Genomic DNA, 25,913 nt, shown 5'->3' on the forward strand with positions numbered 1-25,913 from the left:
CGGTCCTCGGCTTACAACGGCTTGACGATAAACAAGCCGTCATCGTGGCCCTCTTCGGAGCCCCCGTAGACTTGTTCGGCCACAGTACGAATCTTGCTGCCACGGGCTTCGAGGATCTGATCCATGGCGCCGGCGAACCAGCCGGTGAACATGTAATCGACCTTGCGCCCGACCTTGCCGTAGACATAGACAAACGCCGAGTGCTCGAGCTTGACGCTGGCGGTGCCTTTGTCGAGGTCGATCTCCTGGATCTTGAACAGGCCCCAGCCGCGCTGCGACAGGCGTTTCATGTAGTGCTCGAACACCGCGACGCCTTCCAGGCCGTGGCATTCGGCTTCCTTTTCACACCAGTGCCAGGCGGATTTGTAGCCGGCCTTGTAGAGGATCTCGGCGTAGGCTTCAGCGCCGAGCACTTCCTCGATGCCCATGTGGTTGTTGACGAAAAAGTGACGCGGCACATAGAGCATTGGCAGGGCGTCGGAGGTCCAGACACCGGTCTCGCTGTCGACTTCGATTGGCAATTGCGGGGCGATCTTGGCCATGGAAACTTAACTCCAGAAAAATGATGGTTCAGTGTTGGCCGCGGCCCTCACCCCAGCCCTCTCCCGCAGGAGAGGGGGCAGATCGGCGGCGGTCTTGAGAAAGCGTTATTCGCCCCAGACGTTCTTAAGAACGCTTACCCAGTTCTCACCCATGATCTTGCGCACCACACGCTCGGAATGGCCGCGCTTGAGCAGGGTTTCGGTGAGGTTGGGGAATTCGCCGACGGTGCGGATGCCCAGCGGGTTGATGATCTTGCCGAAGCTGGTCAGGCGGCGGGCGTAGCCCTTGTCGTGGGTCAGGTATTCGAAGAAGTCCTGGCCGTGACCCTGAGTGAAATCGGTGCCGATACCGATGGCGTCTTCGCCGACGATGTTCATGGTGTATTCGATGGCTTCGGCGTAATCGTCGATGGTCGAATCAATGCCCTTGGCGAGGAACGGCGCGAACATGGTCACACCGACGAAACCGCCGTGGTCGGCAATGAACTTCAACTCTGCATCGGATTTGTTGCGCGGGTGCTCTTTGAGACCCGACGGCAGGCAGTGCGAATAGCAGACCGGTTTTTTCGATTCGAGAATGACTTCTTCGGAGGTCTTGGAACCGACGTGGGACAGGTCGCACATGACGCCGACGCGGTTCATCTCGGCAACGATTTCGCGACCGAAACCTGACAGGCCGCCGTCACGCTCGTAGCAACCGGTGCCGACCAGATTCTGGGTGTTGTAGCACATCTGCACGATGCCAACGCCGAGCTGCTTGAACACCTCGACATAGCCGATCTGATCTTCAAAGGCATGGGCATTCTGGAAGCCGAAGAGGATGCCGGTCTTGCCTTGTTCCTTGGCGCGACGGATGTCGGCGGTGGTGCGCACAGGCATCACCAGGTCGCTGTTTTCGCGGATCAGTTTCTGGCTGGCAGCGATGTTGTTCACGGTCGCCTGAAAGCCTTCCCACACCGACACAGTGCAGTTGGCCGCCGTCAGACCGCCCTTGCGCATGTCTTCGAACAGCTCGCGGTTCCATTTGGCAATGATCAGACCGTCGATAACGATGCTGTCGGCGTGTAATTCGGCTGGGCTCATCAGGCGTCCCCTTATTGGCGATTCATGCGCCGAATCGTCTGCCGGCGCTTTGGGGCCAGCATATGCCTCGGTGCCGGGGCGACCGGGTGCAAAAACGACAGGGGAATTGCCGAAAGCGTCAATCCGCGACAAAGGGTCGTCAGCCGCCCTCCTCGGCTGGCTGTTCAAGCCCGCGCGCTTGCGCCAGAATCTGCCGCAGCCTGCACCTACCAACGGATTAGAGCGACCCCAATGAAATCAATAATCCTCGCCCTGGCACTGATTGCGACCGGCGCCCACGCCGCCGAAGAATCCGAGAACAACCCGTGCGACGCGGTGGAAAACGACATCCAGACCCTGGAATGCTCCGCCTACAGCCGCAGCACCGCCGAAGACCTGCTCAAAGACAACTACGCCAGCCTCAACGAACGCATGCAGGCCGCCTACGGCAAAAACCCGACGCAACTGGCCAACATCACCGCCAAACTGAAAACCGCCCAGCAGCAGTGGTTGAAGACGCGGGATGCGGATTGCGCGGTGGAAGCGTTCCCGTCCACGGCGGGAAGCAAGGCGTTCACCATTGCGCAGAATGATTGTGTCGCGCGGATGAGTGATGAACGGTCGGAGTTTTTGGAGTCGATTGGGCAGGAGTGAGTGTTTTGAGCTGTAAGCTGAACCTCTTAAGCCAGTCTAAGGATTCCCATGAACATCTGCGGCATTGAAATCAAAGGCAGCGAAGCGATCATCGCCGTGGCGGCGCTCGATGGTTCGACGTTGAGCCACGTCCCTCTCGCCACGAAGAAGATTGCTCTGGATGACGACGACGAGGCGGCGAACGTGCGGCGGTTCGCGGCGCAGGTGGCATCGTTTGTGCGGGAGAACTCGGTGGACCGGATTGCGATCAAGAAGCGCAGCAAAAAGGGCGAGTTTGCCGGTGGGCCGACGACATTCAAGATCGAGGGCGTGTTTCAACTGCTCGATGGTTGTGAGGTAACGCTGCTGTCGCCGCAGACGATCAATGCCCAGGCCAAGAAGCACAATTTCGAACTGCCCGGGACGTTGAACAAATATCAGCATGAGGCTTACAAGGCGGCGTGCTCGGCGTTGGTGAAGAAATAAGCCGATTCCCGAAATCACCTTGGAACCTGTGGGAGCGGGCTTGCCCGCGATGGCGGTGTGTCCGGCAATAACAATGTTGGATGTGCTGGCCTCATCGCGGGCAAGCCCGCTCCCACAGGGTTCTAGGGTGGTGCTGAAACCATTCACGCCTGCGCGGTACGCCGGTCTTCCCGGGGGCAGCGGGCGAAACGCGCGCGATAACTGCGGGTGAAATACGACGGCGATTCAAACCCGCAGGCAATGCTCACTTCGAGCACGCTCATGTCGGTCTGGCGCAGCAACTGCCGGGCCTTTTCCAGCCTTAACCGCAGATAGAAATTGCTCGGCGTATCGTTCAGGTGCAGCCGGAACAAGCGCTCCAGTTGCCGCCGGGTCACCTTGATCGACTCCGCCAGTTGCAGCGTGGTCAGCGGTGGTTCGCTGTGCTGTTCCATCTCGCCGATCACCTGCACCAGTTTCTTGTTGCTGATCCCGTAGCGCGTGGCGACTTCCATGCGCTGGTGATCCTTGCGCGGGCGTATGCGCCCGAGCACAAACTGCTCGCTGACCTGAATCGCCAGTTGCGGGCCGTGGGCCTGGGCGATCAGGTCGAGCATCAGATCAATCGAGGCCGTACCTCCCGCCGAGGTGATCCGCCGCCGATCGATCTCGAACAGCTCCTGGGTGACGCTGAGCTGTGGATAAGATTCCTTGAAGGCATCGATCGCCTCCCAGTGCAGGGTCAGGCGATGGCCGTCGAGCAGGCCTGCTTCGGCAAGGACGAAGCTGCCGGTGTCGATCGCACCGAGGGTTACGCCGTCGTTGTCCAGCCTGCGCAACCAGTGCTCCAGCGTCGGCGTGATGAACTTCAGCGGTTCGAAGCCGGCCACCACCAGCAAGGTCGCGCCTTTCTTCAGCGGCTCCAGCGCTGCATCGGCGTTGACCGACATGCCGTTGCTCGCCAATACCGCGCCGCCATCGGCGCTGAGCACATGCCAGCGATACAACTCGCCGCGAAAACGGTTGGCCACGCGCAACGGTTCGATCGCGGAAATAAAGCCGATGGCGGAGAACCCCGGCATCAGCAAAAAGTAGAAATCCTGGGACATGGGCGCACTCGGTTGGCGGGTCGCGTGGCTCGTTGATACGCCGATTATCGGCGGCGTTCAAGCGTGCAGGTCGCTACAGTGCAAATGCCAGTCGCCGCAGTGCGCTTTCACGGGTGCATAGCTGCGTAACTTGGCCTCACCGGCGCGCAGATGCCGGGAACGACAATAATCGAACTGCCGAGGAACCCGACATGAAACGACTGATCAGCAGCTGCGTTCTTGCACTCAGCGGTACCGCTTTTTTCAGCACCGGCGTAATGGCGGCCGAACCGGCCTCCTGCAAGAACGTACGCATGGGCGTGGTCAACTGGACTGACGTGATCGCCACCAGTGCCATGACCCAGGTCCTGCTCGACGGCCTCGGCTACAGCACCAAACAGACCAGCGCCTCCCAGCAGATTATCTTTGCCGGGATTCGCGATCAGCGCCTGGACCTGTTCCTCGGCTACTGGAACCCGCTGATGACGCAGACCATCACGCCGTTCGTCGAGGCCAATCAGGTGAAAGTGCTCGAAGCACCGAGCCTGAAAGATGCCCGCGCCACTCTCGCCGTACCGACTTATCTGGCCGACAAGGGGCTGAAAACTTTCGCCGACATCGCCAAATTCGAGAAGGAATTGGGCGGCAAGATCTACGGCATCGAGCCAGGCTCGGGCGCCAACACGCAGATCAAAGCGATGATCGCCAAGAACCAGTTTGGCCTCGGTAAGTTCCAGCTCGTCGAATCAAGCGAGGCCGGCATGCTCGCCGCCGTCGATCGCGCCGTGCGCCGCAAGGAAGCCGTGGTGTTCTTCGGCTGGGCGCCGCACCCGATGAACGTCAACATCCAGATGACCTATCTGACCGGCAGCGAAGACGCCCTCGGCCCGAACGAAGGCATGGCCACGGTGTGGACGGTCACCGCGCCGAAATACGCCGAGCAATGCCCGAACATCGGCCGCCTGCTGGCCAACCTGACTTTCACCGCCGAATCCGAGAGCCGGATGATGCAGCCGCTGCTCGATCACAAGGATGCCTTCGAATCGGCGAAGCAGTGGCTCAAGGATCACCCCGAAGACAAACAGCGCTGGCTTGAAGGTGTGACGACTTTCGATGGCAAACCGGCTGCTGAAAATCTGCAACTGACCAGCAAATAACCCCTCGATTGAAGAGCCCCTCACCCTGACCCTCTCCCACAGGGAGAGGGTATTTCAATCAAGCTTCGCAGCCCCGCAACGGGCTGCGGACAGACCCATCACGCCTGAAGGAAACGCACCATGAACCACGACGTCATCATCACCTGCGCACTTACCGGTGCTGGCGACACGACCGCCAAAAGTCCACACGTGCCGATCACCCCGAAACAGATTGCCGCTGCAGCGGTGGAAGCGGCCAAGGCTGGCGCCACCGTGGTGCACTGCCATGTGCGCGATCCGCAGACCGGCAAGTTCAGCCGTGACGTGGCGCTGTACCGCGAAGTGATGGAGCGCATCCGCGAGGCGGACGTCGACATCATCGTCAACCTGACCGCCGGGATGGGCGGCGACCTGGAAATCGGCGCTGGCGAGAACCCGATGGAGTTCGGCCCGAACACCGATCTGATCGGTCCGCTGACCCGTCTCGCCCACGTTGAACAGTTGCTGCCGGAAATCTGCACCCTCGATTGCGGCACGCTGAACTTCGGCGACGGCGACACCATTTACGTCTCCACCCCGGCGCAACTGCGCGCCGGCGCCAAGCGCATCACCGAACTGGGGGTGAAGGCCGAACTGGAGATTTTCGACACCGGGCATCTGTGGTTCGCCAAGCAGATGATCAAGGAAGGCTTGCTCGACAACCCGCTGTTTCAACTGTGCCTGGGCATCCCGTGGGGCGCACCGGCCGACACCACCACGATGAAAGCCATGGTCGACAACCTGCCCGCCGACGCGGTGTGGGCCGGCTTCGGCATCGGCCGCATGCAGATGCCGATGGCGGCGCAAGCGGTGCTGCTCGGCGGCAACGTGCGGGTCGGCCTGGAAGACAACCTGTGGCTGGACAAAGGTGTGCTGGCGACCAATGGCCAATTGGTTGAGCGCGCTACGGAAATCCTCAGCCGCCTCGGTGCCCGGGTGCTGACACCGGCAGAAGGCCGCCAGAAAATGGGCCTGACCCAGCGCGGCTGATCCATCACCCATTTCACCTGTAGGAGCTGCCGAAGGCTGCGATCTTTTGACTTTGATTTTTTAGAAGCAAGATCAAAAGATCGCAGCCTTCGGCAGCTCCTACAGGGCTCTTCGAACTCTTCAGGACATCACCATGCGCTTTATCACCGAAATCAAAACCTTCGCCGCTCTCGGTAGCGGTGTCATCGGCAGTGGCTGGGTCGCCCGCGCGCTCGCCCACGGCCTCGATGTAGTGGCTTGGGACCCGGCGCCCGGCGCGGAAGCGGCATTGCGCCAACGCGTGGCCAATGCGTGGGGCGCGCTGGAGAAAAACGGCCTGGCGCCGGGTGCTTCGCAGGATCGTCTGCGCTTTGTCGCGACCATCGAGGAGTGCGTGCGTGACGCCGACTTCATCCAGGAAAGCGCCCCGGAACGGCTGGAACTGAAGCTCGACCTGCACAGCAAGATCAGCGCCGCCGCCAAGCCCGACGCATTGATCGGTTCAAGCACTTCAGGCCTGTTGCCCAGCGAGTTCTACGAGAGTTCGACGCACCCTGAACGCTGCGTGGTCGGGCATCCGTTCAACCCGGTTTATCTGTTGCCACTGGTGGAAGTGGTCGGCGGCAAAAATACCGCGCCGGAAGCGGTGCAAGCAGCGATGCAAGTCTACCAATCCCTCGGCATGCGCCCGTTGCATGTGCGCAAGGAAGTGCCGGGCTTCATCGCCGATCGCTTGCTTGAAGCGCTGTGGCGCGAGGCGTTGCACCTGGTCAACGACGGCGTCGCGACGACCGGCGAGATCGACGATGCAATCCGTTTTGGCGCTGGTCTGCGCTGGTCGTTCATGGGCACGTTCTTGACCTACACCTTGGCCGGCGGCGATGCCGGCATGCGCCACTTCATGTCGCAATTCGGTCCGGCGTTGCAGTTGCCGTGGACATATCTGCCAGCACCGGAGCTGACCGACAAGCTGATTGATGATGTGGTCGATGGCACCACTGATCAGCTCGGTCGGCACAGCATTTCAGCGCTGGAGCGCTATCGTGATGATTGTTTGCTGGCGGTGCTTGAAGCGGTGAAGACCACCAAGGAAAAGCATGGAATGAGTTTCAGCGAATAGACCTTGCAGAGCGCTTCCGGCCCCTTCGCGAGCAGGCTCGCTCCCACAGGTAAACGCATTTCAATGTGGGAGCGAGCCTGCTCGCGAAGACGGCAGTCCAGTCATCATCAATGTTGGAACCGAGACCATGCCCCACCTCACCACCTACCAAACCACCATCATCCCCGACTGGGTCGACTACAACGGCCACCTGCGCGATGCCTTCTACCTGCTGATCTTCAGCTACGCCACCGATGCGCTGATGGACCGCCTCGGCATGGACAGCAGCAACCGCGAGGCCAGTGGCCATTCGCTGTTCACCCTTGAGCTGCACCTCAATTACCTGCACGAAGTGAAGATCGCCACTGAGGTGGAAGTGCGCACGCAAATCATCGGCCACGACAGCAAGCGCCTGCACCTCTACCACAGCCTGCACAAAATCGGCGATGAGCAAGCGCTGGCCGGCAATGAACAGATGCTTTTGCACGTCGACCTCGCCGGCCCGCGCTCGGCGCCGTTCAGCCCTGATACGTTGCATCGCCTGCAAGCCATCGTCGCCGATCAGACCGACCTGCCCGCTCCCGCTTACATCGGCCGCGTGATCGCGCTGCCACCCGCTCGGTAAATCCCCACTGCCAAGGAGCCGCCATGAACACCGCCGTCGCTGTTGCCGATTTTCGTACTTATCCGTTGATCAGCGCGCTCGGTGGCGTGCAGGGTCTGGCGGATCGCGTTGTCATCGAATGGGCTGACGGACGTGTCAGCCCGTTTCACCACATATGGCTGCGCGACAATTGCCCGTGTGATCAATGTGTCTACAGCGTTACTCGCGAACAAGTCTTCGAAAGCGTCGATGCCGCCGAGGATTTGCAACCGCTGGCCACGCGCATCGACACCGATGGCTGCCTGCGCATCGACTGGCAGGACGGTCACCTCAGCCGCTTCGATCCGGGCTGGCTGCGCGCACATGCCTATGACGATGAATCCCGCGCCGAACGCCTGGCCGGCAAACCGCAGCCCCGTTTGTGGCACAGCGATCTGCAGTTGCCGGTGTTCGACTACACCGCGCTGATGAACGACAACGCCGCGCTGCTGCAATGGTTGCTCGCCGTGCGCGACATCGGCCTGACCCAAGTGCGCGGCGTGCCCACCGAGCCGGGCTCGCTGAAGCTCATCGCGCAGCGGATTTCCTTCATTCGCGAAAGCAACTTCGGCGTGCTGTTCAATGTGCAATCCAAAGCCGACGCCGACAGCAACGCCTACACCGCCTTCAACCTGCCATTGCACACGGATTTGCCGACTCGCGAGCTGCAACCGGGGCTGCAATTTCTGCATTGCCTGGTGAATGATGCCGAGGGTGGCGAGAGCATTTTCGTCGATGGTTTTGCGATCGCCGACGCCTTGCGTCAGGAGGAGCCGCAGCTGTTTGAGGTCCTGTGTGAAATACCCGTGGAGTTCCGCAACAAGGACCGGCACAGCGACTATCGCTGCCTGGCGCCGGTCATCGCTTTGGATGCGCTGGGCCGGGTGGCGGAGATTCGCATGGCGAACTTTCTGCGCGGGGCGTTCGATACGTCGGTGGCGCAGATGCCGTTGCTATATCGCGCCTATCGGCGCTTTATTGCGATGACCCGCGAGCCGCGATTCCGGCTGATGCAGCGGCTCAAGCCGGGCGAATTGTGGTGCTTTGACAACCGCCGCACGCTGCATGCGCGCAATGCCTTTGATCCAGCCACCGGGGCGCGACATTTTCAGGGCTGCTATGTCGACCGGGATGAGTTGTTGTCGCGGATTCTGGTGTTGCAACGTTGAACCGCGTCATCGTTCTTCGCGAGCAGGCTCGCTCCCACAGGGGTACGCATTCCAAAGTGGGAGCGAGCCTGCTCGCGAAAGCGTCAGCGGGAACAACTAATCTCTGACTGATTCACAAGCAAAAAAAACTCCGATCAAGCCGTGACAGGATCGGAGCTGAGGAGGGTACTGTTGAGGAGCTGCCAGGCGAGGGTGACCAAACCTTCGTGAAGCGAGCTGGCGCCAGTGTGCCTAGTCGACAATCCAGTCGGTTAGCCGAAAACGACCTGTTCATAGTCGTCCCGGCCACCGCGACAAAACGCCCTTGCCGCGTCCGGTCGGGGCCACCAGAATCGAGCCAAGACCTCCGTTGCCACAGAAGGATTTGCGTAATGATGTACGCCGATTTGATTGACCAGGAAGATCTGTTGGGCCAGCTCAAGGCCTTGGGTATTCAGGTGCCGAGCGGTACCACCGCCGAGCAGGCCTGTGAGTGCGCGGTGCGTGGCCTGGATAATGTTCGCGCATTCGAACTGCGCAAGATGGTCAAGGACATGTACACCAGCGGCGCCAGCATTCAGCCGGCGGTGCGTCAGGCGATCGACAAACAGTTGTTGCCGGCCCTTGCGGATTACCAGCAGTCCCACAGCGCCTGAAAAACCCCTTCGCGAGCAGGCTCGCTCCCACCTGATCGTTCCCACGCTCTGCGTGGGAACGATCAGACTCGGTCTACAGCCTTACGCTGGCAAACGTCGACTCATTGCGCGCCTGACTCAACGCTGACATCGGCCCCGACAGCGGCGACATCACGATGGCCTGCGGCAGCGGCAGCATGGCTACCTGCTGGGTGGTGTTGGAGCCCACGCGCTCGTCACGTGGCGGAATGCCGAAGTACTCGCGATAGCACTTGGAGAAGTGCGGCGTGGAGACGAACCCACACACCGACGCCACCTCGATGATCGACATCGGCGTCTGCTTGAGCAGTTGCCGGGCGCGGATCAGGCGCAGCTTCAGGTAGTAGCGCGATGGGGAGCAGTGCAGGTATTTCTGGAACAACCGCTCCAGCTGTCGACGCGACACCGCGACATACACTGCCAGCTCATCAAGGTCGATCGGCTCTTCCAGATTGGCCTCCATCAACGCGACGATTTCCTGCAGCTTCGGCTGGTTGGTGCCGAGCATGTGCTTGAGCGGCACACGCTGATGATCCTGTTCGTTGCGGATGCGCTCGTAGACGAACATTTCCGAGATCGCTGCCGACAGTTCACGCCCGTGATCGCGGCTGATCAGGTGCAGCATCATGTCCAGCGGCGCGGTACCGCCGGAACTGGTGAAGCGGTTACGGTCGAGGGTGAACAGGCGTGTGCTCATGGCCACGCGCGGGAAAGCTTCCTGCATCGCCGCCAGACATTCCCAGTGCACGCTGCAATCGAAGCCGTCGAGCAGACCCGCGCAGGCCAGCGCCCAACTACCGGTGCACACCGCGCCAAGGCGCTTGGACTGGCGCGCCTGACTTTGCAGCCAAGAGACGTGTTCACGGGTCACGGTGCGTTGAATGCCGATGCCGCCGCAGACAATCACAGTGTCCAGAGGCGGGGCTTTGTGCATGGAGGCGTCGGGAGTGATCTGCAGACCGTCACTGGCCCAGACCTGGCCGCCATCGACGGTGAGGGTGCTCCAGCGATACAGCTCGCGACCGGACAACTGGTTGGCCATGCGCAGCGGCTCAACGGCGGACGCCAGGGAAATCAGCGTGAAATTGTCCAGCAGCAGAAAGCCAATGGATTGAGGCGCACGGTTCTGGGGTTGGGCCCCGGAGTTGAACGACGTCATCGCGGTATCTCCTCACACAAAGCGGGTGGCGGCCTCAGGCGGAGGCTCTTGTTATTGCCCGCGTCTCACAGAGAAAGCAGGCTTTGTTATGACAGAGCAATTGCCGTGCCTGAAATTGGACGGCCATTCAATAACTCCTGAAAACGACCTCGCGACGCGTCTATACGAGACCTCGGAACACGCCATTTCGAAGTGCCATCAGATGCCGCGAGAGCCCTGCCGCGCAGCCTGTGAGCAGATCGGTAGCACTTGTGGGAACTGGCCTGCAGAGGATTTGCACAGAGTGTCACCGCAAGCACGGACGACGGACGGTCAGGTAACGACTGACAAGTCACGACTGACAATGACGCTTGTCTGATTGCGACGCGCCAAAAGGTGGCGCGGCTGGATTGGGGTGTTCTTTTGTTGAGCAGTTTTGACTGGTCTGGCGTCTTCGCGAGCAGGCTCGCTCCCACACTGGAATCTGGGGTTCACAAATATTGTGTTCCTGGAGATCTATTGTGGGAGCGAGCCTGCTCGCGAAGAATCCACCTCGGTGTGGCTGGCTCAGCACTCAACCGCACTGACCGCCAAGCCACCGCGCGAAGTTTCCTTATATTTGTCATGCATATCGGCGCCGGTATCACGCATGGTGCGGATCACCCGGTCCAGCGAGATAAAGTGCTGACCGTCGCCACGCAGGGCCATTTGCGCCGCGTTGATGGCTTTCACTGCGGCAATCGCATTGCGCTCGATGCACGGCACTTGCACCAGGCCACCGACCGGGTCGCAGGTCAGGCCCAGATTGTGTTCCAGGCCGATTTCCGCCGCGTTGCACAGTTGCTCAGGGGTGGCGCCGAGAATCTCCGCCAGCCCTGCCGCCGCCATGGCGCAGGCCGAACCGACCTCGCCCTGGCAACCGACCTCGGCCCCAGAGATCGACGCATTCTTTTTGCAAAGAATGCCCACCGCCGCCGCGCCGAGGAAATAGTCGACGACGTTGGCGTCGGTGACCGCTTCGCTGAATTTCATGAAGTAGTGCAGCACCGCCGGGATGATCCCCGCCGCGCCGTTGGTCGGTGCAGTGACCATGCGCCCGCCGGCAGCATTCTCTTCATTGACGGCCAGGGCGAACAGGTTGACCCACTCCATCGCGCTCAGGGTCGAGCCGATGACATTCGGTTTGTTCAGCTCTTGCAGGCTGCGGTGCAACTTCGCCGCACGCCGGCGAACGTTCAGGCCGCCGGGCAGAATGCCTTCGTGCTTGAGGCCCTGCTCGACGCAATCCTGCATCGCCCGCCACAGTTTCATCAGCCCGGCACGGATCTCTTCTTCACTGCGCCAGACCTTTTCGTTGGCCATCATTAGTTCGGCGACGCGCAGGTTGTGCGTTTTGCACAACTGCAGCAGCTCGACCGCACTGGAGAAATCGTAGGGCAATTCGGTGCGATCCAGATCGACCACACCGCTGGCCGCTTGCGCCTCATCAACGACGAAGCCGCCGCCGACTGAATAGTAGGTGTCACGATGCAGCTCACCGAATTCGCCTTCGGCAACCAGGGTCATGGCGTTGGGATGGAATGGCAGGTTTTCGTCGATCAGGCGCATGTCCCGCGCCCAGATAAACGGCACAGCCAGACGGCCATCCAATAAAAGCGTATGAGTTTCGCGCAGCGCCTGAATGCGCGGGCCGATCTGCGCCGGGTCGATTGCGTCCGGCCACTCGCCCATCAGGCCCATGATCACCGCGTTGTCGCTGCCGTGGCCGATGCCGGTGGCCGATAGCGATCCGAACAACTGCACCTCGATGCGCCGCACCTGCTCCAGTTGATGCTTGCCGCGCAGCGACTCGACAAATAGTGCGGCGGCGCGCATCGGGCCGACGGTGTGGGAACTGGAAGGGCCGATGCCGATTTTGAACAGGTCGAAAACGCTGATAGCCATTGCTGCGAAGCTCCTGAGAATACCGGTCCGGGCTGCAAAAGCGCCCGCTGGCGGAGCTGCTACGCTCAAGCTGCGATCCGCCGAATGCCGGCATCATCGGGCTTTTGTCGGCGCGCACGGCGTCTGACACCGACGCAGTCATGTCCAGCAGCGTCGTCACGTTTTCGCCCCGCAAATACGCCGTTTTTATGCAGTCGAGCAGGTCATCGGGGGCGGAAAAAAGCTGTAAGCGACGTCACCGACACTGGAAGCGACCATCCCTGTACTGGATACGACCCTCCCTGTAGGCGTCAGATTTTCACTGGTACATGATCGGGATGACTCGATTGCAAGGCGCTGCGGTAGAGCTGTCTCAAAAACGCCACCAACCGCAACCCATAAGTGCGGTGGTCCACAGTCGGAACACTGCCAAAAAAAACACCAAGGAGTCCATCCATGAAAGGTTCCCCGTCGTTGTTGTTGGCCGCCCTGCTGAGTCTGCCGTTACTGGCGCAAGCCGCAGAACCGGCACAGTGCAGCCTCGTTAACTTCTCCGATGTCGGCTGGACCGACATCACTGCAACCACCGCCACCACTTCCGTTGTTCTCAACGCCCTCGGCTACAAGACCAAAACCACCATGATCTCCGTGCCCGTGACCTACAAGTCGCTGGCCGACGGCAAGAACATGGACGTGTTTCTCGGTAACTGGATGCCGACCATGGAGAACGACATCAAGCCGTATCGCGATGCCGGCACCGTCGACACCGTGCGCACCAACCTCAAGGGTGCCAAATACACCCTCGCCGTGCCGCAAGCCCTGTATGACAAAGGCCTGCATGACTTCGCCGACATCGCCAAATTCAAGAAAGAACTCGACGGCAAGATCTACGGCATCGAGCCGGGCAACGACGGCAATCGGCTGATCCAGAGCATGATCGACAAGGATGCCTTCGGCCTGAAAACCGCTGGCTTCAAGATCGTCGAATCCTCCGAGGCCGGCATGCTCTCGCAAGTCGACCGGGCGCAGAAGCGCGACACCGCCGTGGTCTTCCTCGGCTGGGCACCGCACCCGATGAACAAGCGCTTCAAGATTCAATACCTGACCGGCGGCGACGACTTCTTCGGCCCCGATTTCGGCGCAGCCACCGTGGCGACCAACACCCGCAAGGGTTACGCCGAAGAATGCAGCAACGTCGGTCAGCTGTTGAAAAACCTGGAGTTCACCGTCGACATGGAAAGTGAACTGATGGGCAACATTCTCGACGACAAGATGAAGCCTGACGCGGCCGCCAAGGCCTGGCTGAAAAAGAATCCACAGGTGCTCGAAACCTGGCTCGCTGGCGTGACCACCATTGACGGTAAACCAGGCCTGGAGGCCGTGAAAGCCAAGCTCGCGCCTTGATTTGAGGGGCACCGCTTATGCCGGGCAGGCGTGCCTGCCCGGGCTGTTAATTTCCTTGCATGCGGACGTTCACTACCATGCTGATTGATCAGAAAATACCTTTAGGCCAGTACATCGCGGGCTTCGTCGAATGGTTGACGCAACACGGCGCCAACACCTTCGACGCAATCGCCGTGACACTGGAAACGATGATCCACGGCGTGACGTTTGCGCTGACCTGGTTCAACCCACTGGTGCTGATTGGCCTGATTGCCATCATCGCCCATCTGATTCAACGCAAGTGGGGCCTGACCGCGTTCGTGGTCGCCTCGTTCCTGCTGATCCTCAACCTGGGGTACTGGCAGGAAACCATGGAAACCCTCGCCCAGGTGCTGTTCGCCACCCTGGTCTGCGTGTTGATCGGCGTGCCGCTGGGCATCGTCGCCGCGCACAAACCGATGTTCTACACCATGATGCGGCCGGTGCTCGATCTGATGCAGACCGTGCCGACCTTCGTTTACCTCATTCCTACCCTGACCCTCTTCGGGCTGGGTGTGGTCCCGGGCCTGATCTCCACGGTGGTCTTCGCCATCGCGGCGCCGATCCGCCTGACCTACCTGGGCATCCGTGATGTCCCGCAAGAACTGATGGACGCCGGCAAGGCCTTCGGCTGCTCGCGTCGCCAATTGCTCTCAAGGATCGAATTGCCGCACGCCATGCCGAGCATCGCGGCCGGCATCACCCAGTGCATCATGCTGTCGCTGTCGATGGTGGTGATCGCGGCACTGGTCGGCGCCGACGGACTCGGCAAACCGGTGGTCAACGCACTGAACACTGCTGATATCGCGCTGGGCTTCGAAGCAGGCCTGGCAATCGTACTGCTGGCGATCATGCTCGACCGTATCTGCAAACAACCCGACGCCAAAGTAGGGGGTGACGCATGAGCATAATTCGCTTCGAAGACGTCGACGTAATCTTCTCCAAGGATCCGCGCGAGGCACTCAAGCTGCTCGATCAGGGCATGACCCGCAACGAGATCCTGAAGAAGACCGGTCAGATCGTCGGCGTGGAAAAAGCCACCCTGGACATCAACAAAGGCGAGATCTGCGTGCTGATGGGCCTGTCCGGCTCGGGCAAATCGAGCCTGCTGCGCTGCATCAACGGCCTCAACACCGTGAGCCGCGGCAAGCTGTTCGTCGAGCATGAAAACCGCCAGATCGACATCGCCTCCTGCACGCCCGCCGAGCTGAAAATGATGCGCACCAAGCGCATTGCCATGGTCTTTCAGAAATTCGCTCTGATGCCGTGGCTGACGGTGCGCGAGAACATCAGTTTCGGTCTGGAGATGCAGGGCCGACCGGAGAAGGAACGCAAGAAACTGGTCGATGAGAAACTCGAACTGGTCGGCCTGACCCAATGGCGCAACAAGAAGCCTGATGAGCTATCCGGCGGCATGCAGCAGCGCGTCGGCCTCGCCCGCGCGCTGGCCATGGACGCCGACATTCTGCTGATGGACGAACCGTTCTCGGCCCTCGACCCGTTGATCCGCCAGGGTCTGCAGGATGAACTGCTGGAGCTGCAACGCAAGCTGAGCAAGACCATCGTGTTTGTGAGCCACGACCTCGATGAAGCACTCAAATTGGGTAGCCGCATCGCGATCATGAAGGACGGTCGGATCATCCAGTACAGCGTGCCGGAGGAAATCGTCCTCAACCCGGCGGACGACTATGTGCGCACCTTTGTCGCCCACACCAACCCGCTCAACGTGCTCTGCGGCCGCAGCCTGATGCGCACGCTGGACAAGTGCAAACGCATCAACGGCTCGGTGTGCCTCGATCCGGGCGGCGACTCGTGGCTGGACCTGGCCGAAGGCAACACCATCAAAGGCGCACGGCAGAACGGCTCGGTGCTGAACCTGCAGAACTGGGCACCGGGGCAAGCGGTGGAAGGCCTGGAGCGCAAACCGACGCTGGTGGACTCGAACATCGGCATGCGTGACGCGCTGCAGATCCGTTATCAGACCGGCAACAAGCTGGTGCTGCACGATAACAATCATGTGGTGGGGATTCTCGGCGACAGCGAGTTGTATCACGCGTTGTTGGGCAAGAATCTGGGGTAATGCGCCAGGTGGGATAAAAAAAGGGATCGCGGTGAGCGATCCCTTTTTGTTGGGTTAGGAATAGCCCCTCACCCTAGCCCTCTCCCAGAGGGAGAGGGGACCGATCGGGGGATGCTGCAGATCTGCACCGACCTGATCTTGCTTTACCGAATCCATAATCGACTCGATCTTTCAGGTCAATGTACAACGCCAGACACCTCAGTCGGCTCCCTCTCCCTACGGGCGGTCCGACGTTTCGGGAGGGCTGGGGTGAGGGTCAGCTTTTGACTTTAGCTATAAACCCGCCCCAACAACTGCCGATGGCTTTCGAACTGATCGAGCACATCCCGGGTAATCTGCTCCGGGGTGAAGCCCATCAAGTCATAGTCCTGACTGCCATTGTGCAGATACACCTCAGCGCGGTAATAACGCTGACGCGCTTCATCGGACTGCGCCGATTCGGTCGGGGTCGCCAGATAACCATCCAGGCTCACTTCGTAGACGAAAGGGTTGCCCTCTTCCATCTCGACCCGCACGCCCATGCAACGCTTGGCCTTGCCCAGCAGCGTCTGCACTTCAATGCCCTGATTGCGCAATTGCGCCGCTGCATCTTCCAGCGCCGGAGTGACGTGCTTGTCCATGAAGCGCTGCACCACCGATTGGCTCGGCTGCAGATCCAGTTGCGTCAGGCGCTCGCTGAAACCACGGCGTCCGCGCTCGGCCAGTTGTGCTTGCTCCTGTTCGATCTGCACGTCCTGGCGCATCGCCTTGTGCAGGCCGAACATGAAGCAGATCAGCACCACCGAGAACGGCAGGCCGGCCAGCACGACCATGGTTTGCATGGCTTCGAAGTTGCCGGCGAACAGCAGGCCGATGGTCACCAGCGTGATCACCACCGACCAGAAGATCCGCAGCCAGTGCGGCGCGTCTTCGTCGACGTTGCCGCCCTTGCAGGAAAGATTCGCCATCATCACCGCGCCGGAGTCGGCCGGGGTCAGGAACAGCACGAAGCCGACAAAGATCGACACACCAATCACGACTTTCGACGCCGGATAATGCTCAAGCAACTGATAGATCGCCATCGACGGCTGTTCCAGCGCCGTCTTGCCCAGCTCCACCGCGCCCTGATTCATCACCAGATCCAGCGCCGAGTTGCCGAAGATCGACAGCCACGCCAAGGTGAAGCCCAGCGGAATCAGCAGCACGCCAGCGACCAGTTCACGCACGCCGCGGCCACGGGAAATCCGCGCAATGAACATGCCCACGAATGGCGCCCAGGAAATCCACCAGGCCCAATAGAACAGCGTCCACAGGCCCAGCCAGCGGTCGGACTTGGCGCTGTCGCCTTCATAGACGTAAAGGTCGAAGGTCTTCAGCACCACGCCGTTGAGATAGTCGCCAATGTTCTGCACGAAGCCGTTGAGCAGGTGCAGGGTCGGGCCGAACAGCAGGACGAAAATCAGCAGGCCGCTGAACAGCACGATGTTCAGGTTGGACAGACGACGGATGCCGTTTTCAACACCTGACACGGCAGCGATGGTCGCTACTGTGCTCATGACGATGATGACGATCAGCAGGTTGGTGTTGCTGTGCTCCATGCCGAACAGGTTTTCCAGCCCGGACGACACTTGCAGCGAGCCAATCCCCAGGTTGGTCACCAGGCCCAGCAGCGTTACGAACATGCCGAAGCCGTCCACCGCGTGCCCGGCCGCGCCTTTGACCCAGCGCTCGCCGACCAGCGGATACAGCGCCGAACGCAGGGCCAGCGGCTGGTTATGCCGATAGGCGAAATACGCGACGGCCAGGCCGACCAGTGCGTAGATCGCCCAGCCGTGCAGGCCCCAGTGCAGGAAAGTCAGTTGCACCGCCTGCCGCGCCGCCATATTCGTCGCCGAGGTGCCTTCCGGCGGATTGAAGTAGTGATCCAGCGGCTCGGACGCGCCGAAGTACAGCAGCGAAATGCCGATGCCCGACGAGAACAGCATCCCCGCCCAGGCGCCGTAGCTGAAATCCGGGGTGTCGTCCTTGCTGCCCAGTTTGAGTTTGCCGTACGAGGAAAACGCCAGACCGACCACGAACACCAGGTAGGCGGCGATCACCACCATGTAGTACCAGCCGAAGCTGCGCGACAACCAGGCCTGGGCCATGCCCAACATTCTGCCGGCCTCTTGCGGGGCGATGATCAGAATGGCGGTCAACAACAGAATCAGCGCGGTCGAGGTGTAGAACACCCAACCGTTGACCGTCACCTTCTCGGGCGGGGTCTTTATTAGCGAGGCAGAACTCATGGCACAAATGCTCCAGGCAGTGCGAGAGAAGAACACAAGGCATCACGGAACCCGACCAATCGGTTAGTTGGCAGCCGACCGGCGGGTGATATAAAGACACTCCGAAAAAAGCCCGAACCTGCCGAAATGGCGTTGCGTATTCGCTTTCGTGGCCAGAGGCGACGGACGTTCATCCGAAACCTGGCCCCGAGCGTCTTGCCCTTTCAACACGTCCATCGAATCGCGAACCGCGCCATGCCCCACGCAGGTTTCGAGCCGTTTCAGGTGTCGGTTTTTATCGTCATTACACGTAGGAATTTTCTGTAGGCAGCGACGAATTGTCGCAGATCTTATTCTTTGTTGATTGAACGTTCAATCAAAACAAAATAGACTGGCCCTCAATCCGATCGGCGTCATTCGCCTCTCGGAAGGCCTAAGGAGATGTGCAAGATGCCCAAGGTCGGTATGCAACCCATCCGCCGCCAACAATTGATCGAAGCCACTTTGCAAGCGGTCGATCAGGTCGGAATGGGGGACGCCAGCATTGCGCTGATCGCCCGTTTGGCCGGTGTCTCGAATGGCATCATCAGTCATTACTTTCAGGACAAGAACGGCCTGATCGCCGCCACGATGCGGTACCTGATGACCGCCCTCAGCGAGAGCGTCACCGCGCGCCGTCAGGCGCTGGCAGATGACAGCCCACGGGCGCATCTGCAGGTGATCATCGAAGGCAACTTCGACGCCAGCCAGGTCAATGGCCCGGCAATGAAAACCTGGTTGGCCTTTTGGGCCACCAGCATGCACCAGCCGTCTTTGCACAGGTTGCAGCGGATCAACGATCACCGTCTGTATTCCAACCTGTGCTGCCAGTTCCGCCGTGTGCTGCCGCTCGAAGATGCGCGCAGCGCCGCCCGGGGTCTGGCAGCGTTGATTGACGGCTTGTGGTTGCGCGGCGCGCTGTCGGGAGACGCTTTCGACACGGCGCAGGCGCAACAGATCGCTTACGAATACATGGATTTCCAATTGGCCAAGAAGGTGAGCTAGAGCACACAGAAAATGCTCGGCCCCTGAACTCCACCGCAGCGTCATCGCGGTGGTCAACGCCAACCACCAATGCACTTGCGAGGACACTATGGCCCGTTTCGAACTGCAAAAACTCTACATCGATGGCGCGTACACCGACGCCGGCAGCGACGCCACCTTCGAAGCCATCAACCCGGCGAACGGTGAAGTCCTCGCACTGGTGCAACGTGCGACCAAAGACGACGTCGAGCGCGCCGTGGTCAGCGCCGAAAAGGGCCAGAAAATCTGGGCCGCGATGACCGCCATGGAGCGTTCGCGCATCCTGCGTCGCGCCGTCGACATCCTGCGCGAGCGCAACGATGAGCTGGCTGCGCTGGAAACCCTGGACACCGGCAAATCCTTCTCCGAAACCAAGTACGTCGACATCGTCACCGGCGCTGACGTGCTGGAATACTACGCAGGCCTGGTGCCCGCCATCGAAGGCGAGCAGATTCCGCTGCGTGACACCTCTTTCGTTTACACCCGTCGCGAGCCGCTGGGCGTGGTCGCCGGTATCGGCGCGTGGAACTACCCGATCCAGATCGCGCTGTGGAAATCCGCTCCAGCCCTGGCGGCCGGTAACGCGATGATCTTCAAGCCAAGCGAAGTCACCTCGCTGACCACCCTGAAACTGGCTGAGATCTACACCGAAGCCGGCGTGCCGAACGGCGTGTTCAACGTGCTGACCGGCAGCGGCCGCGAAGTCGGCACCTGGCTGACCGAGCACCCGCGCATCGAGAAAATCTCCTTCACTGGCGGCACCGACACTGGCAAGAAAGTCATGGCCAGCGCTTCGGCTTCGTCGCTCAAAGACGTGACCATGGAACTGGGCGGCAAGTCGCCGCTGATCATCTGCGACGACGCCGACCTCGATCGCGCCGCCGACACGGCGATGATGGCCAACTTCTACAGCTCCGGTCAGGTCTGCACCAACGGCACTCGCGTATTCGTACCGGCGCATCTGAAAGCCGCGTTCGAGGCCAAGATCGTTGAGCGCGTTGCGCGCATCCGCGTCGGCAACCCGGAAGACGAAAACACCAACTTCGGCCCGCTGGTCAGCTTCCCGCACATGGAAAGCGTGTTGGCTTACATCGCCAAGGGTAAAGAAGAAGGCGCACGCGTCCTGTGCGGCGGTGGTCGCCTGACCGACGGCGAATTCGCCAAAGGCGCATTCGTTGCGCCCACCGTGTTCACCGACTGCACCGACGACATGACCATCGTTCGTGAAGAGATCTTTGGCCCGGTGATGGCGATCCTCTCCTACGAAACCGAAGAAGAAGTGATCCGCCGCGCCAACGACACCGACTTCGGCCTGGCCGCCGGTATCGTCACCAAAGACCTGAACCGCGCCCACCGCGTGATTCATCAACTGGAAGCCGGTATCTGCTGGATCAACGCCTGGGGCGAGTCCGACGCAAAAATGCCGGTTGGCGGTTACAAGCAGTCGGGTGTGGGCCGTGAGAACGGGATCAGCTCGCTGAACAACTTCACACGCATCAAATCGGTACAGGTCGAGCTGGGCGATTACGTTTCGGTGTTCTAAGACCCGAGATTTGCATTGCTCGCGAAGGCCTCTTCGCGGGCAAGCCCGCTCCCACAGGTTTGGAGTCGTCCACCCAATTTGTGGCAGCCCCCAATCCCTGTGGGAGCTGGCTTGCCAGCGATTCGAGTGCACAGCACTCGCCAAGGTCCGACCTGACCACTATCAAAGAGGGTGCATTCAATGTCCCAAGAATTCGACTACATCATCATCGGTGCCGGCTCGGCCGGTAACACCCTGGCGACCCGTCTGACTGAAGACGAAGGCGTCACCGTTCTGCTGCTCGAAGCCGGGGGGCCGGACTACCGCCTCGACTTCCGTACCCAGATGCCCGCCGCGCTGGCGTTCCCGCTGCAGGGGCGTCGCTACAACTGGGCTTACGAAACCGATCCAGAGCCACACATGGACGGTCGCCGGATGGAATGCGGTCGCGGCAAGGGCCTTGGCGGCTCTTCGCTGATCAACGGCATGTGCTACATCCGTGGCAACGCGATGGACTACGACGGCTGGGCGAAACTGCCGGGCCTGGAAGACTGGTCGTACCTCGATTGCCTGCCGTATTTCCGCAAAGCCGAAACCCGCGACATCGGCCCGAACGATTACCACGGTGGCGACGGCCCGGTCAGCGTGACCACGCCGAAAGCCGGCAACAACCCGCTGTTCCACGCCATGGTTGAAGCTGGCGTGCAGGCCGGTTACCCGCGTACCGAAGACCTCAACGGTTACCAGCAGGAAGGCTTCGGCCCGATGGACCGCACCGTGACGCCGAACGGCCGCCGTGCTTCCACCGCGCGTGGCTACCTCGACATCGCCAAAAAACGCTCGACCCTGACCATCGTCACCCACGCCCTGACCGACAAGATTCTCTTTGAAGGCAAGCGTGCGGTCGGCGTGCGTTACCTGATCGGTGACGCTGAAGAACGTGTTGAAGCCAAGGCGCGCAAGGAAGTCCTGCTGTGCTCCGGCGCCATCGCTTCGCCGCAGATTCTGCAGCGCTCCGGTGTCGGCCCGGCGAAATTGCTGGAAAGCCTCGACATCCCGGTGGTCCACGATCTGCCGGGCGTCGGTGAAAACCTGCAGGATCACCTCGAGCTGTACCTGCAATACGCCTGCACCCAACCGGTTTCGCTGTACCCGTCGCTGCTTTGGTACAACCAGCCGGCGATCGGTGCCGAGTGGCTGTTCAACGGCACCGGCATCGGCGCCAGCAACCAGTTCGAGGCCGGCGGTTTCATTCGTTCGCGTCCGGAATTCGAATGGCCGAACATCCAGTACCACTTCCTGCCGGTGGCGATTAACTACAACGGCAGCAACGGCGTGAAAGAACATGGTTTCCAGGCGCACATGGGTTCCATGCGCTCGCCGAGCCGTGGCCGCATCCAGGTCAAATCCAAGGATCCGCGTCAGCACCCGAGCATCCTCTTCAACTACATGGCCACCGAGCAGGACTGGCAGGAGTTCCGCGACGGCATCCGCCTGACCCGCGAAATCATGCAGCAGCCGGCCCTCGACGCCTTCCGTGGCCGCGAAATCAGCCCGGGCATCGACGTGCAAACCGATGAGCAGCTCGACAAGTTCATCCGCGAGCACGCCGAAACCGCGTTCCACCCGTCCTGCTCGTGCAAGATGGGCACCGACGAGATGGCCGTGGTCGATGGCGAAGGTCGTGTGCACGGCATGCAGAGCCTGCGCGTGGTCGATGCCTCGATCATGCCGATCATCACCACCGGCAACCTCAACGCGCCGACGATCATGATGGCCGAGAAAATCGCCGACAAGATCCGTGGCCGCAAGCCGCTGCCGCGCAGCACCGCTGCTTATTACGTCGCGAACGGCGCACCGGTCAAAGGCAAGCCGATGCGGGATATCACCCCGGTTACGCAGTAAGTCGTAGTACCGAGGCGCCGCCTTCGCGAGCAGGCTCGCTCCCACACTGGATCTGTGGCATTCACAAATCCCCTGTGGGAGCGAGCCTGCTCGCGAAGAGGCCCTCACAGCAACACACACTTCCCCGCTGCACAGTAAATCCCCCTACACCCCCTCTTCACTTGATCCTACCCCCACGCAGGCCTACTCTAGACCTCGCGCAACCGTTTCACCCCTCCCCGCTGTCGCCATGCCGCTACTCCATTACAAGGAGGTTCCCGAATGTTCGATTTCCACCCCCAGCTCAAGCAGCGCTTTGCTGCCTTGCGCACGGGCGCTGAATTTTTTTCCCTGCGGTATGTGCGCGAGTCCGGGCAGTTTCTGTCGGTGCGCAAGAACGTCGCCGAACCGCCGAGTTTGAGCCGCGATGAAGGGGCGATGCTCACCGTGCGCGTGAATGGCGTCGAAGCCTATGCGGCGACCAATGACCTCTCGCAACAAGGCCTGCAAGCCGCTCTCGAGCGCGCTGAGCAACAGGCCCGCCGGCTCAAGCCGCACGCCTTGCTCGATCTGCGCGAGCAGCCGCTTTCCAGCGATCGCGCTGATTATTTTTCACCCAATCTCGAACAGCCCTTCCCGTCCCTGAGCGAATGCTTCGATCTGCTCGGCGCGGAATCCGCCTCGGTGCCCAAGGATAAGCGCCTGGTCAATTGGCAGGTAAGCATCGGCATCACCCATGTCGAGCAGATCTACCTGAGCAGCGCCGGCGCCGAATTGCGTCAGGCCCAGCGCTTCGTCTATCCGAGCCTCGACGTCACCGCCTACGACGGCAACGACAGCCAGACCCGCAGCCTCGGCCGCGAGAACTTCGGCCAACAGGGTGGCGCCGATGTCATCAGCCGCTGCGGTCTGGTCGGTGCCGGCCCGCAAGTCGCCGAACAGGCCCTGCAACTGCTGCTCGCGCCGAACACCCCGCAAGGCCGGCGCGACCTGCTGCTGATGCCCGATCAGATGATGCTGCAGATCCACGAATCCATCGGTCACCCGCTGGAGCTCGACCGCATCCTCGGCGATGAGCGCAATTACGCCGGCACCAGTTTCGTCAAGACCAGCGATTTCGGCAGCCTGCAATACGGCTCGAATTTGCTCAACGTGACTTTCGACCCCGGCATCCCGGAAGAACTCGCCAGCTACGGCCATGACGACGACGGCACCGCGGCGAGCAAACAATTCCTGATTCGCGACGGCCTTTTACTGCGGCCGCTGGGCGGAGCGCTGTCGCAATATCGCGCCGGCCTCGATGGCGTTGCCAACAGCCGCGCCTGCGGCTGGAACCGGCCACCGATCGACCGCATGGCCAACCTCAACATCGAGCCGGGCGATCAGACGCTGGAGCAGATGATCGGTGGTATCGAGCACGGCATTCTGATGAGCACCAACCGCTCGTGGTCGATCGACGATGCACGCAACAAATTCCAGTTCGGCTGCGAATGGGGCCAGTTGATCGAGCATGGTGAACTTAAAGGCGTGGTGAAAAATCCCAACTACCGGGCGATTTCCGCGCACTTCTGGAAGAGCCTGCGCGCCGTCGGCGATGCCAACACCGTCAAGGTGCTGGGCACGCCGAACTGCGGCAAGGGCGAACCGAACCAGGTGATTCGCGTCGGCCACGCTTCGCCGGCCTGCGTATTCAGCAACATTGATGTGTTTGGGGGAGACGCCTGATGAGCATTTCGAAGCGTCAGTCCGACGCCTTCAAGGTCATGGTCAACTGGCTGCGCGACAGCGTGCGCGAGCCGGAACAGTTCACGCTCAGTTACGCCGCCGAAGCCTCGGCGTTCGTGCGCTTCAATCACGCCAAGGTGCGCCAGGCCGGGCAAGTACAGCAGGCCAACATCGGCCTGAAACTGATCGACGACGGTCGCCACGCCGACCTGCAGATCACCTTGTCCGGGGATCAGGAAGCCGATCTGCAACGGCTCGCCGAGGGCCTGCAACAACTGCGCGAAACCCTGCCGCTGCTGCCGCAGGATCCGTACCTGCTGCTCAATCACAACAGCTGGCAGAGCACGCACGTACAAGCGCATCCGCTGCCGGACACCGAAGATGTCGTCGGGCAAATCTGCGCTGCCGCTGAAGGTCTGGATCTGGTCGGTTTCTATGCTGCCGGCCCGATCAGTCGCGGGTTCGCCAGCTCCGCCGGCGCGTTCGGCTGGCATGAAGCCAACAGCTTCAATTTCGACTTCAGCCTGTTCCACGAAAACGGCGAAGCGGTGAAGGCCAGCTACGCCGGGCACGACTGGAGAGACGAAGGGTTTGCCCGGCGTTTCGCCCAGGCCCGCGAACAGCTGGAGTTTCTCGGCCGACCGTTACGCACTTTGGCACCGGGACAGTACCGCGCCTATCTGGCGCCGGCGGCACTGGAAGAAATCATGGGCATGCTCAGTTGGGGCGGGTTCTCGGCGCAATCGATCGCCAGCAAGAGCAGCCCGTTGCAGAAGCTCTACGTCGGCGATCAGGCGTTCAGCCCGTTGCTGTCGCTGGATGAAAAAGTCAGCGAGTCCCTGAGCCCGGCGTTTTCCGCCGAGGGTTATCCGCGCAGCGATCTGCGTCTGATCATCGAAGGCAAGGCCGGCGATCAACTGGTCGGCTCGCGCAGCGCCGCCGAATATGGTCTGGCGGCGAACGGTGCGGGCGGCGGCGAGATGCCCAGTGCGTTGAACATGGCCGCCGGTGATCTGTCGCAGCAAGAGATCCTCAAGCAGTTGGGCACCGGGCTGTATATCAGCAACTTGTGGTATCTGAACTACTCGGATCAACCGGCGGCGCGCATGACCGGCATGACCCGCTTCGCGACCTTCTGGGTCGAGAACGGCGAAATCCAGGCGCCGGTCAGCACCATGCGCTTCGACGATAGCGCCTACAACCTGCTCGGTTCGCAGTTGGAGGCACTGACCACCGAGCGTGAGCTGCTGCTGTCGGCGAGTACGTACAGCCAGCGCAATACCTCGTCATCGCTGTTGCCGGGGGCGCTGGTCAGCCGACTCACGCTGACGCTGTAAATGCAAAACCTGTGGGAGCGAGCCTGCTCGCGAAAGCGTTAGATCAATCGACATCAATGTTGAATGAAATGGCCTC

Annotated in this window: 22 protein-coding genes; 16 read left to right on the forward strand and 6 right to left on the reverse strand. The window is 61.0% G+C overall.

The window, feature by feature from the left end:
• Window positions 1-11 precede the first annotated feature (11 nt).
• Window positions 12-542: a 4-vinyl reductase gene (locus NF676_RS25020; RefSeq protein ID WP_252886912.1), complete on the reverse strand. Its 531-nt coding sequence runs from the start codon at window positions 540-542 to the stop codon at window positions 12-14.
• Between the two features lie 105 nt (window positions 543-647).
• Window positions 648-1,625 carry a dipeptidase gene (locus tag NF676_RS25025; protein ID WP_024014597.1) on the reverse strand — a complete coding sequence of 326 codons (978 nt, stop codon included), beginning with the start codon at window positions 1,623-1,625 and terminating at the stop codon, window positions 648-650.
• Between the two features lie 231 nt (window positions 1,626-1,856).
• On the opposite strand from NF676_RS25025, the gene NF676_RS25030 reads away from it, so the two are divergent.
• Window positions 1,857-2,258, forward strand: coding sequence for a lysozyme inhibitor LprI family protein (locus tag NF676_RS25030; protein WP_150637356.1), 402 nt, complete (start codon window positions 1,857-1,859; stop codon window positions 2,256-2,258).
• Between the two features lie 48 nt (window positions 2,259-2,306).
• A complete protein-coding gene (locus NF676_RS25035) occupies window positions 2,307-2,723 on the forward strand; it encodes a DUF3010 family protein (protein ID WP_016772815.1) in 417 nt (138 codons plus the stop codon).
• A 143-nt stretch (window positions 2,724-2,866) separates the two neighbouring features.
• On the opposite strand, the gene NF676_RS25040 is transcribed toward NF676_RS25035, so the two are convergent.
• Window positions 2,867-3,811 carry a GlxA family transcriptional regulator gene (locus NF676_RS25040; RefSeq protein ID WP_041476759.1) on the reverse strand — a complete coding sequence of 315 codons (945 nt, stop codon included), beginning with the start codon at window positions 3,809-3,811 and terminating at the stop codon, window positions 2,867-2,869.
• 191 nt (window positions 3,812-4,002) lie between these two features.
• Between NF676_RS25040 and NF676_RS25045 the strand changes: the two genes are divergently transcribed.
• The 6 genes from NF676_RS25045 to NF676_RS25070 all read left to right on the forward strand — a co-directional run bounded on the left by NF676_RS25045 (window position 4,003) and on the right by NF676_RS25070 (window position 9,480).
• Window positions 4,003-4,947 carry a choline ABC transporter substrate-binding protein gene (locus tag NF676_RS25045; RefSeq protein WP_071173857.1) on the forward strand — a complete coding sequence of 315 codons (945 nt, stop codon included), beginning with the start codon at window positions 4,003-4,005 and terminating at the stop codon, window positions 4,945-4,947.
• 120 nt (window positions 4,948-5,067) lie between these two features.
• Window positions 5,068-5,955 carry a 3-dehydrocarnitine:acetyl-CoA trimethylamine transferase CdhC gene (gene cdhC / locus NF676_RS25050; protein WP_095181369.1) on the forward strand — a complete coding sequence of 296 codons (888 nt, stop codon included), beginning with the start codon at window positions 5,068-5,070 and terminating at the stop codon, window positions 5,953-5,955.
• Between the two features lie 133 nt (window positions 5,956-6,088).
• Complete coding sequence (locus NF676_RS25055) at window positions 6,089-7,054, forward strand: L-carnitine dehydrogenase (protein WP_056786523.1); 966 nt, start codon at window positions 6,089-6,091, stop codon at window positions 7,052-7,054.
• 127 nt (window positions 7,055-7,181) lie between these two features.
• The gene (locus NF676_RS25060) at window positions 7,182-7,658 is read left to right on the forward strand and encodes a thioesterase family protein (RefSeq protein WP_095181368.1); all 477 of its coding nucleotides are present in this window, start codon (window positions 7,182-7,184) and stop codon (window positions 7,656-7,658) included.
• A 23-nt stretch (window positions 7,659-7,681) separates the two neighbouring features.
• The gene (locus tag NF676_RS25065; protein WP_252886913.1) at window positions 7,682-8,845 is read left to right on the forward strand and encodes a gamma-butyrobetaine dioxygenase; all 1,164 of its coding nucleotides are present in this window, start codon (window positions 7,682-7,684) and stop codon (window positions 8,843-8,845) included.
• A gap of 371 nt (window positions 8,846-9,216) precedes the next feature.
• Window positions 9,217-9,480 carry a hypothetical protein gene (locus tag NF676_RS25070; RefSeq protein ID WP_008083190.1) on the forward strand — a complete coding sequence of 88 codons (264 nt, stop codon included), beginning with the start codon at window positions 9,217-9,219 and terminating at the stop codon, window positions 9,478-9,480.
• A gap of 73 nt (window positions 9,481-9,553) precedes the next feature.
• Here NF676_RS25070 and gbdR read toward each other — a convergent pair whose 3' ends face one another.
• Both gbdR and NF676_RS25080 read right to left on the reverse strand, forming a co-directional pair.
• Entirely contained in the window at window positions 9,554-10,657 is a 1,104-nt protein-coding gene (gene gbdR, locus NF676_RS25075; RefSeq protein WP_007949927.1) for a choline metabolism transcriptional regulator GbdR, read from the reverse strand.
• Window positions 10,658-11,203: 546 nt separating this feature from the next.
• The gene (locus NF676_RS25080; protein ID WP_252886914.1) at window positions 11,204-12,580 is read right to left on the reverse strand and encodes an L-serine ammonia-lyase; all 1,377 of its coding nucleotides are present in this window, start codon (window positions 12,578-12,580) and stop codon (window positions 11,204-11,206) included.
• Between the two features lie 435 nt (window positions 12,581-13,015).
• Here NF676_RS25080 and NF676_RS25085 point away from each other — a divergent pair, with 435 nt between their 5' ends.
• The 3 genes from NF676_RS25085 to choV all read left to right on the forward strand — a co-directional run bounded on the left by NF676_RS25085 (window position 13,016) and on the right by choV (window position 16,061).
• Complete coding sequence (locus tag NF676_RS25085) at window positions 13,016-13,963, forward strand: choline ABC transporter substrate-binding protein (protein ID WP_095181365.1); 948 nt, start codon at window positions 13,016-13,018, stop codon at window positions 13,961-13,963.
• 77 nt (window positions 13,964-14,040) lie between these two features.
• On the forward strand, window positions 14,041-14,886 hold the full coding sequence (gene choW, locus NF676_RS25090) for a choline ABC transporter permease subunit (RefSeq protein ID WP_016772805.1): 846 nt from the start codon (window positions 14,041-14,043) through the stop codon (window positions 14,884-14,886).
• Window positions 14,883-16,061: a choline ABC transporter ATP-binding protein gene (gene choV, locus NF676_RS25095; protein ID WP_016772804.1), complete on the forward strand. Its 1,179-nt coding sequence runs from the start codon at window positions 14,883-14,885 to the stop codon at window positions 16,059-16,061. Before choW ends, choV begins: the two co-directional genes overlap by 4 nt.
• 269 nt (window positions 16,062-16,330) lie before the next feature.
• Here choV and NF676_RS25100 read toward each other — a convergent pair whose 3' ends face one another.
• Window positions 16,331-18,271, reverse strand: coding sequence for a BCCT family transporter (locus NF676_RS25100; protein WP_252887989.1), 1,941 nt, complete (start codon window positions 18,269-18,271; stop codon window positions 16,331-16,333).
• Window positions 18,272-18,757: 486 nt separating this feature from the next.
• On the opposite strand from NF676_RS25100, the gene betI reads away from it, so the two are divergent.
• The 5 genes from betI to NF676_RS25125 all read left to right on the forward strand — a co-directional run bounded on the left by betI (window position 18,758) and on the right by NF676_RS25125 (window position 25,837).
• On the forward strand, window positions 18,758-19,351 hold the full coding sequence (gene betI, locus NF676_RS25105) for a transcriptional regulator BetI (RefSeq protein ID WP_008085771.1): 594 nt from the start codon (window positions 18,758-18,760) through the stop codon (window positions 19,349-19,351).
• 88 nt (window positions 19,352-19,439) lie between these two features.
• On the forward strand, window positions 19,440-20,912 hold the full coding sequence (gene betB / locus NF676_RS25110; RefSeq protein ID WP_024014608.1) for a betaine-aldehyde dehydrogenase: 1,473 nt from the start codon (window positions 19,440-19,442) through the stop codon (window positions 20,910-20,912).
• Window positions 20,913-21,092: 180 nt separating this feature from the next.
• The gene (gene betA, locus NF676_RS25115) at window positions 21,093-22,796 is read left to right on the forward strand and encodes a choline dehydrogenase (RefSeq protein ID WP_150636870.1); all 1,704 of its coding nucleotides are present in this window, start codon (window positions 21,093-21,095) and stop codon (window positions 22,794-22,796) included.
• A gap of 261 nt (window positions 22,797-23,057) precedes the next feature.
• A complete protein-coding gene (locus NF676_RS25120; RefSeq protein ID WP_252886915.1) occupies window positions 23,058-24,500 on the forward strand; it encodes a TldD/PmbA family protein in 1,443 nt (480 codons plus the stop codon).
• The gene (locus NF676_RS25125; RefSeq protein ID WP_252886916.1) at window positions 24,500-25,837 is read left to right on the forward strand and encodes a TldD/PmbA family protein; all 1,338 of its coding nucleotides are present in this window, start codon (window positions 24,500-24,502) and stop codon (window positions 25,835-25,837) included. Before NF676_RS25120 ends, NF676_RS25125 begins: the two co-directional genes overlap by 1 nt.
• The last annotated feature ends 76 nt before the right edge of the window (window positions 25,838-25,913 follow it).

Origin of the sequence: Pseudomonas siliginis (assembly GCF_024072275.1) — a bacterium.
GTDB lineage: Bacteria > Pseudomonadota > Gammaproteobacteria > Pseudomonadales > Pseudomonadaceae > Aquipseudomonas > Aquipseudomonas siliginis.

Coding starts and splice junctions, on each gene's coding strand:
- NF676_RS25020 (WP_252886912.1), bottom strand. CDS start 542: ATGGCCAAGATCGCCCCGCAATTGCCAATCGAAGTCGACAGCGAGACC.
- NF676_RS25125 (WP_252886916.1), top strand. CDS start 24,500: ATGAGCATTTCGAAGCGTCAGTCCGACGCCTTCAAGGTCATGGTCAAC.
- NF676_RS25045 (WP_071173857.1), top strand. CDS start 4,003: ATGAAACGACTGATCAGCAGCTGCGTTCTTGCACTCAGCGGTACCGCT.
- NF676_RS25040 (WP_041476759.1), bottom strand. CDS start 3,811: ATGTCCCAGGATTTCTACTTTTTGCTGATGCCGGGGTTCTCCGCCATC.
- NF676_RS25055 (WP_056786523.1), top strand. CDS start 6,089: ATGCGCTTTATCACCGAAATCAAAACCTTCGCCGCTCTCGGTAGCGGT.
- betB (WP_024014608.1), top strand. CDS start 19,440: ATGGCCCGTTTCGAACTGCAAAAACTCTACATCGATGGCGCGTACACC.
- NF676_RS25065 (WP_252886913.1), top strand. CDS start 7,682: ATGAACACCGCCGTCGCTGTTGCCGATTTTCGTACTTATCCGTTGATC.
- NF676_RS25080 (WP_252886914.1), bottom strand. CDS start 12,580: ATGGCTATCAGCGTTTTCGACCTGTTCAAAATCGGCATCGGCCCTTCC.
- cdhC (WP_095181369.1), top strand. CDS start 5,068: ATGAACCACGACGTCATCATCACCTGCGCACTTACCGGTGCTGGCGAC.
- NF676_RS25035 (WP_016772815.1), top strand. CDS start 2,307: ATGAACATCTGCGGCATTGAAATCAAAGGCAGCGAAGCGATCATCGCC.
- NF676_RS25030 (WP_150637356.1), top strand. CDS start 1,857: ATGAAATCAATAATCCTCGCCCTGGCACTGATTGCGACCGGCGCCCAC.
- gbdR (WP_007949927.1), bottom strand. CDS start 10,657: ATGACGTCGTTCAACTCCGGGGCCCAACCCCAGAACCGTGCGCCTCAA.
- NF676_RS25120 (WP_252886915.1), top strand. CDS start 23,058: ATGTTCGATTTCCACCCCCAGCTCAAGCAGCGCTTTGCTGCCTTGCGC.
- NF676_RS25060 (WP_095181368.1), top strand. CDS start 7,182: ATGCCCCACCTCACCACCTACCAAACCACCATCATCCCCGACTGGGTC.
- NF676_RS25070 (WP_008083190.1), top strand. CDS start 9,217: ATGATGTACGCCGATTTGATTGACCAGGAAGATCTGTTGGGCCAGCTC.
- betI (WP_008085771.1), top strand. CDS start 18,758: ATGCCCAAGGTCGGTATGCAACCCATCCGCCGCCAACAATTGATCGAA.
- NF676_RS25085 (WP_095181365.1), top strand. CDS start 13,016: ATGAAAGGTTCCCCGTCGTTGTTGTTGGCCGCCCTGCTGAGTCTGCCG.
- choW (WP_016772805.1), top strand. CDS start 14,041: ATGCTGATTGATCAGAAAATACCTTTAGGCCAGTACATCGCGGGCTTC.
- NF676_RS25025 (WP_024014597.1), bottom strand. CDS start 1,625: ATGAGCCCAGCCGAATTACACGCCGACAGCATCGTTATCGACGGTCTG.
- choV (WP_016772804.1), top strand. CDS start 14,883: ATGAGCATAATTCGCTTCGAAGACGTCGACGTAATCTTCTCCAAGGAT.
- betA (WP_150636870.1), top strand. CDS start 21,093: ATGTCCCAAGAATTCGACTACATCATCATCGGTGCCGGCTCGGCCGGT.